The sequence below is a fragment of the Blastomonas sp. genome, assembly GCF_041747255.1.
Lineage (GTDB): Bacteria > Pseudomonadota > Alphaproteobacteria > Sphingomonadales > Sphingomonadaceae > Blastomonas.
In genome coordinates, this window is record NZ_JBGTFM010000252.1 from 1 (window position 1) to 6,009 (window position 6,009).

Annotated in this window: 8 protein-coding genes; 6 read left to right on the forward strand and 2 right to left on the reverse strand. The window is 64.2% G+C overall.

Annotation, left to right across the window (positions count from 1 at the left end):
- On the reverse strand, positions 1–724 hold a 724-nt coding region (locus ACEW8G_RS08670), incomplete at its 3' end, for an ATP-binding cassette domain-containing protein (RefSeq protein ID WP_373488028.1).
- Between the two features lie 253 nt (positions 725–977).
- Here ACEW8G_RS08670 and ACEW8G_RS08675 point away from each other — a divergent pair.
- Positions 978–1,784, forward strand: a complete 807-nt coding sequence (locus tag ACEW8G_RS08675) for an SDR family oxidoreductase (RefSeq protein ID WP_373488029.1) — start codon at positions 978–980, stop codon at positions 1,782–1,784.
- A gap of 230 nt (positions 1,785–2,014) precedes the next feature.
- Here ACEW8G_RS08675 and ACEW8G_RS08680 read toward each other — a convergent pair whose 3' ends face one another.
- Positions 2,015–2,302, reverse strand: a complete 288-nt coding sequence (locus ACEW8G_RS08680; protein WP_373488030.1) for a 4a-hydroxytetrahydrobiopterin dehydratase — start codon at positions 2,300–2,302, stop codon at positions 2,015–2,017.
- Positions 2,303–2,366: 64 nt separating this feature from the next.
- Between ACEW8G_RS08680 and ccmA the strand changes: the two genes are divergently transcribed.
- The 5 genes from ccmA to ACEW8G_RS08705 all read left to right on the forward strand — a co-directional run.
- Positions 2,367–2,993, forward strand: a complete 627-nt coding sequence (ccmA, locus tag ACEW8G_RS08685; RefSeq protein WP_373488031.1) for a heme ABC exporter ATP-binding protein CcmA — start codon at positions 2,367–2,369, stop codon at positions 2,991–2,993.
- A complete protein-coding gene (locus tag ACEW8G_RS08690; RefSeq protein ID WP_373488032.1) occupies positions 2,990–3,661 on the forward strand; it encodes a heme exporter protein CcmB in 672 nt (223 codons plus the stop codon). The genes ccmA and ACEW8G_RS08690 overlap by 4 nt, the downstream gene beginning before the upstream one ends.
- A 237-nt stretch (positions 3,662–3,898) precedes the next feature.
- Entirely contained in the window at positions 3,899–4,888 is a 990-nt protein-coding gene (locus ACEW8G_RS08695; protein ID WP_373488033.1) for a cysteine synthase A, read from the forward strand.
- Entirely contained in the window at positions 4,885–5,259 is a 375-nt protein-coding gene (locus ACEW8G_RS08700; RefSeq protein ID WP_373488034.1) for a hypothetical protein, read from the forward strand. Before ACEW8G_RS08695 ends, ACEW8G_RS08700 begins: the two co-directional genes overlap by 4 nt.
- Before the next feature lie 4 nt (positions 5,260–5,263).
- The coding region (locus ACEW8G_RS08705) for a hypothetical protein (protein WP_373488035.1) at positions 5,264–6,009 on the forward strand (746 nt) is incomplete at its 3' end.

The following is a 6,009-nucleotide window of genomic DNA, read 5'->3' on the forward strand; positions in this document are numbered from 1 at the left end:
AACCACCCGCGACCAACTGCGCCGGGCTGGCGTCTGCCGTGATGCGCCCGCCCGCCATCACCCAGATACGGTCAGCAAACAGCAAAGCCTCGGCCATGTCGTGCGTGACCATGATCGTGGTCAGCCCCAGCCGGTCGTGCAGCGCGCGATATTGCTCGCCCAGCGCCTCGCGCGTCACCGGGTCGAGCGCGCCGAACGGCTCGTCCATCAGCATCAACCCCGGTTCGCCCGCGAGCGCCCTCGCCACGCCGACGCGTTGCTTCTGCCCGCCGGAAAGCTGCTCGGGCAGCCGCGCGGCAAAATCATGCGGCAGATCGACCAGATCAAGCAATGCCGTGATCTCGGCGGTGGGCATTGGTTTGCGGCTCGCCAGCCTCACGCCGATGCCGATGTTCTGCGCGACGGTCATATGCGGGAACAGGCCGATGTTCTGGAATACATAGCCAATCGAGCGGCGCAGCGCGTGCGGCTCCTCAGCGCTCACATCGACCGAATCGATCAGCACCCGGCCATCGTCGGGGTCGATCAGCCGGTTGACGGTTTTCAGCAGCGTCGATTTGCCCGATCCCGATGACCCGACCAGCGCGATGAAGCTGCCTGATTCAATGCTCGCGGTGATGGTGTCGACGGCGACAATGCGGCCATATCTGCGAGTTACGCCTTCAAACGCTACGGCAGGGCCGCGCCGGGCCTGCGGTGCTGGGGAAGGGCGGTGAGTAACCATGCAACGCCGCTTATAAGCGGGGCTTGGCCGGGCTGGCTAGCCACTTGCGCAAGGGGGAATGCGGGCATAGCGTAGCAAAATAGTGAAAGCCCATATCCTCCCCTATCAAGGGGAGGGGGACCGCGTAGCGGTAGAGGGGTGACACCCTTTGCGCCGTCGTGGACACCCCGCCGTCTTCGCTTCGCGAAGCCACCTCCCCTGCAAGGGGAGGATTATGAGGTGCCGGGGACAGGGGTGGGGAGAGGGATATATAATGACCGATACGAAATACATCTTCATCACCGGCGGTGCATCGGGTATCGGGCGCGCGGTGGCGCAGTTCTTTGCCGCGCGCGGCTGGTTTGTCGGGCTGGCCGATGTCAATGTCGCCGGCATGGAGCAGACCGCCGCGATGCTGCCGCCGGGCATGTCGTCGATTCACCGGCTCGATGTGCGCAGCCGCGAACAATGGACCGCCGCGCTGGAAGCCTTTGCTGAACATAGCGGCGGCAAGCTGCATGTGCTGTTCAACAATGCCGGGGTTGGCATCGGCGGGTTGCTTGAGGAGCACAGCGAGGACGACATCGAAAAGCTGGTCGACATCAACTTCAAGGGTGTTGTTTATGGCGCACACATCGGCCACCGTTTTTTGAAGGCCACGCCGGGGTCGTGCCTGCTCAACACGTCGTCGGCATCGGGCATCTATGGCTCGGCGGGGCTGTCGGTCTATTCGGCGACCAAGTTCGCGGTGCGAGGGCTTTCCGAGGCGCTCGACATCGAATGGGGGCCGGATGGCGTGCGGGTTCGCGCGCTGCTGCCCAGCTTTATCGATACGCCGCTGCTCGACGGGCCGGTGGCGCGCACCAACCAGTCGAGCCGCGACAGCGTAACTGCGGCCGGGCTTGAGATCGCGCCGGTCTCGATCGTCGCGCAGGCGGCATGGGATGCGGTCCATGACGCGAAGAACGTGCACAGCTATGTCGGACCCACCGCAAAAAAACTGGCGTTCGCCGCCAAGTGGATGCCGGGTGCTATCCGCAAACGCGGCGGCCTTATGGTGCGCCAGCGCCGGGGGGAGTGAGGGGGATGGTGCGCACCGCCTCCCGCTCAGCCTGAGCCTGTCGAAGGCCCCGCACCACGGTCAGCGTAACCAATAGCCGTCATCCTGAACTTGTTTCAGGATCCATTTCTCCTCCCGCTAGATCTTAGCCCAGACGCACGATGGATGCTGAAACGAATTCAGCATGACGGTGAGACATTGGCTGCTCTTAGGGCGAAGCCTTCGACAGGCTCAGGCTGAGCGGACGTGGGCTAAACCACCCGCTCGATCTCTCGCGCCAGCGCGACATCGCGCGCCGACAGCCCGTCGGCATCGTGGGTGGTCAGCAATATCTCGACCCGGTTGTAGACATTCGACCACTCGGGGTGGTGATCGGCCTTTTCCGCAAGGATCGCGACGCGGGTCATGAAGCCGAAGGCCGCAACGAAATCGTCGAAGCGAAACGTACGGGTGATCGCATCGCGCGTCGGTTCGTGCGTCCACTGGGGCAGCGTGGCCAGCGCGTCCGTGCGCTCGGCGTCGCTCAGTTTCTTGACCATGGCGGTGTCTCCTCTTGGCAGCGGATGGCAAATGCGCCTATCCCGCTAAACATGGGTCAGCGCAATGCACAATCCCGATATGCGTGAGGATAGGCCAGCGCGGCTGGCATGCGATGCGCTTGCCTGTTTACGCGGCGGGCGGATGCTGTTTCGCGGGCTATCGCTCGATCTTGCGCCGGGTCAGGCGTGCCACGTCACCGGTTCCAATGGCATGGGCAAATCCAGCCTGCTGCGGGTGATTGCCGGGCTGCTGCCGGCATATGCGGGCACGGTCAGTCTTTCCGGGCGGATCGCGCTTGCCGATGAGCGGATGGCGCTCGACACTGGTCAGCCACTCGCGCGCGCGCTGGCGCATTGGGCGCGGCTAGATGGTGCCGATGAGGCCGAGATTGCCGCCGCGTTGAGCACCGTTGATCTCGCGCACCTTGCCGAAGTGCCGGTGCGGTTCTTCTCGACCGGGCAGCGCAAGCGTGCGCTTCTGGCACGTGTCATCATATCAAAGGCCACCATATGGTTGCTCGACGAACCAGCCAATGGCCTCGACACTGCATCGATTGCGCGGCTGGGTGAGGCGATCGCGGCGCACCGGGCTGGCGGCGGCCTCGTGCTTGCCGCATCGCACCAGCCGCTGCCGATGGAGCCGACGCAGGTGCTGTCGCTCGTCGATTTTCTGGTGGCTGAGGACGCATGAGCGGCGCGTTGATGGCGCTGATCCGGCGCGAACTGATGCTCGCCTTCGGGTTGGGCGGCGGCGCGCGTGGATCGAGCGGATTCATGATGCCGGTGATCTTTTTTCTGGCGGTGGCGACGATTTACCCATTCGCGGTCGGCCCCGATGCACAGCTGCTGGGGCGCACCGGGGGCGGGGTGATCTGGGTCGCGGCGTTGCTCGCCAGCATCCTGCCCATCGACCGGCTGGTGCAGGCCGATATCGACCAGGGGTTCATCGACCAATATGTCGTGCGCGGGCTTTCTGAGGAGCTGATCGCGCTCGCCAAGACCATCGCCCACTGGCTGAGCTTTGGGCCGCCGCTGATGTTGGCGGCGATCATCGCGGCGGGGCTGCTGGGGCTCGATGCCGAGCAACTGCTGACGGTTGAGATCGGCTTGGCCCTCGCCACTCCGGCGCTGGCGGCTTTGGGGGTGATGATCGCGGCGCTGACCGCTAATCTGCGCCAGGGCGCGGCACTTGGCGGACTGCTGTTATTGCCGCTGGCGGTGCCGCTGCTGATATTTGGCGCGGGCAGTCTGCTTCCGGGCGGGCAGAACGGCCTGCTGCTGCTCGCGGCGGCAAGCCTGCTGCTCACCGCGATCTGCCCGATTGCAGCAGGTGCCGCGATCCGCGCAGGGCGGGAGTAGGGTTCTCTTGGTCCTGAACCTCCCGCGTTCCCAAACCTTTCGAATCGCTTGGCGGCCCGCGATGACATCATGTGGACACTCCATGGAGGCTGAAACAGGTTCTGTCCTTCATCAGTCTCAGGCCGGACGGGCATGGCTGATCAAGGGAATCGGTCCAACTCGCATCCAACCCCGCACACCTCGCATAAACGCCATCCGCGCTTGCCGCCCTCGTGTGGCCTCTCTATCTACGCTGGGATGACAACCACAGCCCGCACGCTCGATCTTATCGGCAATACCCCGCTTGTCCGTCTGGCGGGGCCGAGCGCGGCCGCCGGGTGCGATATCTTTGGCAAGTGCGAATATACCAACCCCGGCGCATCGGTGAAGGACCGCGCAGCGCTGTATATCGTGCGCGACGCCGAAGAAAACGGCACGCTCAAGCCCGGCGGCACGATTGTCGAGGGGACTGCGGGCAATACCGGCATCGGGCTTGCACTGGTCGCCAATGCCAAGGGCTATAAAACCATCATTGTGATGCCCGAAACCCAGTCGAAAGAAAAGATGGACACGCTGCGTGCGCTGGGCGCCGAACTGGTGCTGGTGGCCGCCGCGCCTTATGCCAACCCCGGTCATTTCGTCCACACCTCGCGGCGGCTGGCGGAGGAAACCCCCGGCGCGGTCTGGGCGCAGCAGTTTGACAACATCGCCAACCGTCGCGCGCATATCGAGGGGACGGCAGAGGAAATCTGGTCGCAGATGGAGGGCCGCATCGATGGCTTTACCTGCGCTGCAGGCACCGGCGGTACGATTGCGGGTGTGGGCATGGGGCTGAAGGCGCACGACGACAACGTCACCATCGCGCTCACCGATCCGCACGGCGCGGCTCTGTTCAATTATTATGCCAATGGTGAGCTCAAGGCCGAAGGGTCATCGGTCGCAGAGGGCATCGGTCAGGGCCGGATCACCGGCAATCTTGAGGATGCGCCGATTGATACCCAGTACCGCATCTCTGATGAGGTTGGCCTGTATTGGGTGCAGCGCCTGCTCAAGGAAGAAGGCCTGTGCCTTGGCCTGTCATCGGGAATTAACGTCGCTGGCGCGGTCGAGCTTGGCCTGCAGTGCGGCAAGGGATCGCGGATCGTGACCATCCTGTGCGACACCGGCTTTCGCTACCTCTCGACGCTTTACAACGCGCAGTGGTTGACCGCGAAAGGACTGCCGGTCTTTCCATGGCTCAAAGATTGATCTATATCAGCCGTATGGTGACTCAAAAAATACGCGCCACCGGGGGCAACCCTATTTTGCACCGCCTGCAGATTGGCCTTGCAGGTCTGTTCGCCGTGCTGGTGATGGTCGCACTGGCTGACATGCTGCTGCAACGTGCAGACGGTGGGTCGGCGGCGAATGCAACCGTCGTTGGGCCGGTTGATCCTGCAGATCCGGCTGCGCCGCCGGTTGTCAGCGCACCTGCGGCAAGCGAGCCGTTGGTCGATCTTGGGGTTGTCCCCGATCTGCCCAACGATGCCAAGGCCAGGCAGCACAGCGCATCGGTGCCGGTCGTCGGCGAACTGCAACCCAATCCCGATACCGCTGCTGCGCAGCCAACCCGGCAATAAGCCAGTGCTACGCGCGCGCGGCGCTCTGCTGCGGGCGCTGCTGCCGTTGCTGCTGATCGCCGGATGCCACAGCGCGGCGGCTGACCCTGAGCCTTTGCTGCCCGACCTGCCCGTCGCGCGTATTGCGCTGATGAGCAGCCTGCCGTTGGTTTATGGTGACGCTCCAGATGTTCAGGCGGTGATAGCGGGTGAGGGCGATCCGCATCCGTTTTATCTGGCGCTGAACGACGCGCACCAGCTTGTCGTGCTTGATGCGCTGCTGCCAGATGCGCTTGGCGATATCGATCTGCTGATCCTCATTCAGCCGCGCGCCCTCGCCCCCGAAGGTCTGGTCGCGCTCGATGGCTTTGTGCGCGGCGGCGGGCGCGCGCTGATCTTCACCGACCCCGATCTGCAATGGGAGAGCGGCCTGGGCTTTGGCGATCCTCGCGGGCCATTGCGCAGCGGATTGCTCGCTCCGCTGCTCGCGCACTGGGGGCTTGAAATGGTCGATCCGGAGCTTGGAGCGGTGACGCTGCCCAAAAGCGGAGCGACGCTGGTCAAACCGGGGCAGTTTACGTCTGTATCGGGGAAAACCGGGGATGGCGCGTGTACGCTGGCCGAATCCGCGCAAATGGCACGCTGCACGCCGGGGGCAGGGCGGGCGATCCTCGTCGCCGATGCCGACCTGCTCGATCCCGATCTGATCGCACCTGAGGCTGCAGGAGCGACCCAAAACCGCCGGTTCATCGCCGGACTGGTGCGCGAACT